Consider the following 3,892-nt stretch of genomic DNA (forward strand, 5'->3'; position numbering starts at 1 on the left):
CAACGACGACACAGCGCCCTGGGAATGCTCACCCCCATCGAGTACGAGATGCTCTACCCGAACGCCCAGCCGGCATGAGAGTCAACCAAGCCGACTCCACCGAACTCGGGGTACATCAAAGCCTCCAGCAATCCCGGCGCGGTTCATCCCTGCACCGCTACCTCACCGATGCCCCCGCCAAGGCCCAGGAGTGATGACATGCCGAACCCGGCCCTGAACGAGCGCGAGTTGGCCTTCCTCCGAACGGTGCACCAAGGCCAGATCATCACCGGAACAGTCACTGAGATCGCCAGCTTCGGAGTCACCTTCGTCGACATCGGCGGCTTCACCGCGATGATCAACATCCCTGAACTGTCATGGCGGCCCATCAACCACCCCTGCGACGTCGTTGCCGTCGGCCAAGAGGTCACCGCCGAAATTCTCGACGTCGATCTCGAGCGCGGGCGCGTGTCCCTTTCCCTCAAAGCGCTCCAGGAAGACCCACTACTCGATCTTCAACAACAGATCGGCCGGACCGTCACCGGCCCTGTCACCAAGGTCGTTCCCATCGGCGCTTTCGTCCGCATCGAAGACGCAGTCCACGGCTTCGAGGGCCTCCTACACGCCTCCGAACTGACCGGCGGCACCGTAGAGACAGGCGACGTCCTCACCGTGAAAATCATTGAAGTCGACGTCGCCCGACGCCGGATCGCCCTCGCACCCGGCGCACATCCCACCGAACCCGAGCCTGCCAGATAGCGCTGCGAACTACCGGCCATCAAGCTCTGAAGGTCACAGCGAGGGCCGGGCTAACGCCGGAAAAACTCCCCGAACTGGTCGACCACGCCCTCGACTACTAACAACCCACCCCCGCAGGCGCGGGGCCGACAAGGCGACGGTGGAGATTTCCCCGTCGTTGCCTGGAATCCCCGCGTGGGCGGGGCCGACTTCCAGTGCATGTTCGCGCCGTTGATAGTCAGGGGCCCATCCCCGCGCAGGGATGCTCCCACCGATTGCGTACTGCCGGCCGAGCTGACCGGGTCGGCCCCGCGCCTGCGGGAATGGCCCCGGCGTTTTCGTACTCGACTTCATGGGGTGCCGGCACCCCTGGTTGGAGACCGACGCCTGATGTGGCACCGCTACATCAGGGCGTGAAAGACCGGGCGGTGCCGGGCCGTCCTCGGTGGTCGAGAACAGCCCGGCAGCGCGCATCATCTGATCATCGCCTCTGGCGAGCGCGAACCCGCGGTCGTGCCGGCGCTGGGGCCGTGAGCGCGGAGCGCGGTCAACGGACGGCGAACGTGGTCAGTACGGCGGCGTGGTCGGAGGTCCAGGCGTTGTCTTTGTGGTTCGGGATCGGCGCCGGGGTGCCCTCGACGACCGCGTCGGACGACTTCACTGTGAGATCGCCCTTGTAGTGGACGAAGTCGATGCGATCCTGCGGCTCGGGCTCACCCTTGTGGCCGTCGTGATCGTATCCGCCGGTGAACGTGGTGTAGATCGGCGACCAGGTGATGCCGGGGTCGGCGAGCGGATCGGGGTGGGCCACGCGATAGGAGTCCTTCATCCCGGCCTGCTCAGGAGCGACCGAGGTGGGCCAGGACACGGAGTCGTAACCACACTTCTTGGTCTTCGCAGTCCAGTCGAGGTGCGAGGGGGCGTTGAAGTCGCCGGTCAGCAGGACGGGTGTACGGCTCGCGTCCGCGAGGTCGCCGGACATGGCCGACATGATCTCCTGGATCTGGCGCGTGCGCTTCGACTCGACCTCCCTGGCCATCAGCCGCTCGACGCTCCACTTTCCAAAGCACGCATCGTAGGGGCCGTAAGGGGTGTAGCCGAGGTGCACGTTCCAGACGGTCACCTCATGCCGGTCGTCCAGTCTGATCTTCGCGTTGATCCCCGCCAGGCCCGACTCGGAAGGCAGCGGCCCGCGCGAGACGATCGGGTACCGGCTGACGATGCCCAGGTCCGCGCCCGCCTGGTAGTAGTCCCAGCCGAGCGCCTCGGCCAGTTCCTTGGCGGACGTGGAGGACGTCTCCTGCATGCCGACCACGTCGACGTCGCGGTCGAGCAGGAACTTCAGCTGCTTCTCCCTGCCGCCCTTGACCTGGCTGCCGCCGTGCCACAGGTTCCAGGACATGGTCGTGAGCTCGGGCACCAGCGGCCCGCCCGGAGGCCGTACGCGGACGCCGACCGTGGCGGTGGCGCTCTCGCCCGCCTGGTTGCGCGCCTCCACCGTGAAGGTGGCCGTCTTCGCCGACGCCGACGCCGGCGGCGTGCCGGTCACCGTGCCGTCCTGGCCGACCCGCACCCAGGCCGGGCCGTCCGTCTTCCGGAAACTCGCCTCGCCGCGGACCGTACCCTTGACGGTGGCCGTGTACGGGGACTTGGCGCGGGCATTGCGCAGGGTGAATGCACCGGTCACGAAGTGGAGCGGCTCGCTGCTCGTGATCTTCACCTTCGCGGGTGCCGCCAGCCACTCGTAGCCGTCCTTGGCCAGGGCGTAGGTGATGTAGTCGCCCGGTTCGAGCCCGTCGGTGGGCAGGGTGGCCGTGCCTGAGCTGGAGGGGATGTACACCCACTTCAGCGAGGGGCCGACGTACTTCTGGTCAACGGGCCCGTTGCCCGGGTCGGTGTAGAGGCCGATCCAGTTCGTGGAATCGGGGCGCGGCGTGGAGTAGGACAGCTCTACGGGGTCACCTGCCTTCACGCTTGCCGTCCGGAGCGAGAGCGTGCCATCAGGGGTAGCGGCGTGGGCCGGGATGGCGGGCAGGGCCACGGCGGCCAGCAGTCCGATGGTCATGGCCAGAAAACGGGGCATTGAATATCCTTATTCGCCAACGGGTCGAAAGCAGGATCTAGTGCGCAAGGAACCGCAAGATTGCCGCAAACTGACCAGAAGTGATTTTTTTGGGAACGCGTGATCGCAGGGCTCCGCGACGACGTGCGGCTGTCACTGGCCGGGTTGCCCCGGATGCCCACCGGCCGGGGCAACCCGGCCGGTGGGCATCCGTTCCAGGGGCGCCGGACCATCCACGTCCAGCGCGAGGTCTTCCGCAAGGCGTTCAAGGCCGCCGCCAAGAGGGCCGGACTCCCCGATACCTGCACGTCTCACGGTCTGCGGCACGCCTTCGCGTTCATACAGATCGCTAAGAGCTGCTAACACGATGAGTTGAGGCGGCGCCGGCAGATCAGGGCGCAGCCGAGGCTGAGGAAGGCTTCGTGGATGTCGTCGCGGACTTCCCAGCGGACGCGCAACCGGCGGAAGCGGTGTAGCAAGGCGAAGGCCTGTTCGACGACCCAACGTTGTCTTCCCAGGCCAGAGCCGTGCTCGGTACCGCGTCGGGCGATCAGCGGGCGGATGCCCAGGTAGCGGACCTGCTTGTGGTACTTGTCGTGGTCGTAGCCGCGGTCGGCCAGGACGACGTCAGGCCGTCGGCGAGGTCGGCCACGCTTGCCACGTACTGGCGGGATGGCCTGCAGCAGCGGGATCAGCTGAGTGACGTCGTTGCGGTTGCCGCCGGTGAGGATGACGGCGAGCGGGATGCCGGTGGCGTCGGCGATCAGGTGATGTTTGCTGCCGGGCCGTCCGCGATCGACCGGGCTCGGGCCGGTCTGCGCCCACAACTCGTCGCTGACCTCCCACGGCTTCAGCCGCGCCACCTGCTGCTCCTCTCACCGTCGCTACAGCGAGAGATCAAAGCACAGCAGGACTCATTCTGTTAGGCGCTCTTAGCTTCGCTTTTAACCCGGTGGTGGGTGGTTCTCGACGTGGAACGGCCAGCGCGCGATGCTCCGAGTACGACCAAGTGCCCGGAGGTGTGTGGTGGCCGTCGTTTCGAGTGTGCTCCTACCAGGCCGATCTCGCCAAGGGCCGGTCGGTTTAGCGACATTCCGGCAGGAGCTGATGGGT

At 66.6% G+C, this 3,892-nt stretch carries 3 protein-coding genes and 1 pseudogene; 2 read left to right on the forward strand and 2 right to left on the reverse strand.

Annotated features, from left to right (window positions below):
• Positions 1-198 precede the first annotated feature (198 nt).
• Positions 199-738 carry a S1 RNA-binding domain-containing protein gene (locus ACSDR0_RS49610; protein WP_435295961.1) on the forward strand — a complete coding sequence of 180 codons (540 nt, stop codon included), beginning with the start codon at positions 199-201 and terminating at the stop codon, positions 736-738.
• Positions 739-1,264: 526 nt separating this feature from the next.
• Here the strand turns inward: ACSDR0_RS49610 and ACSDR0_RS49615 are convergent.
• The gene (locus tag ACSDR0_RS49615; protein ID WP_435295962.1) at positions 1,265-2,800 is read right to left on the reverse strand and encodes an endonuclease/exonuclease/phosphatase family protein; all 1,536 of its coding nucleotides are present in this window, start codon (positions 2,798-2,800) and stop codon (positions 1,265-1,267) included.
• 99 nt (positions 2,801-2,899) lie between these two features.
• Here ACSDR0_RS49615 and ACSDR0_RS49620 point away from each other — a divergent pair, with 99 nt between their 5' ends.
• A complete protein-coding gene (locus tag ACSDR0_RS49620; protein ID WP_435295963.1) occupies positions 2,900-3,142 on the forward strand; it encodes a hypothetical protein in 243 nt (80 codons plus the stop codon).
• On the opposite strand, the pseudogene ACSDR0_RS49625 reads toward ACSDR0_RS49620, so the two are convergent.
• Positions 3,139-3,597: pseudogene (locus ACSDR0_RS49625) on the reverse strand (IS5 family transposase); the annotation flags it as partial. The gene ACSDR0_RS49620 and the pseudogene ACSDR0_RS49625 overlap by 4 nt on opposite strands.
• Positions 3,598-3,892: the final 295 nt, after the last annotated feature.

The sequence above is a fragment of the Streptosporangium sp. G11 genome (assembly GCF_051192615.1).
GTDB lineage: Bacteria > Actinomycetota > Actinomycetes > Streptosporangiales > Streptosporangiaceae > Streptosporangium.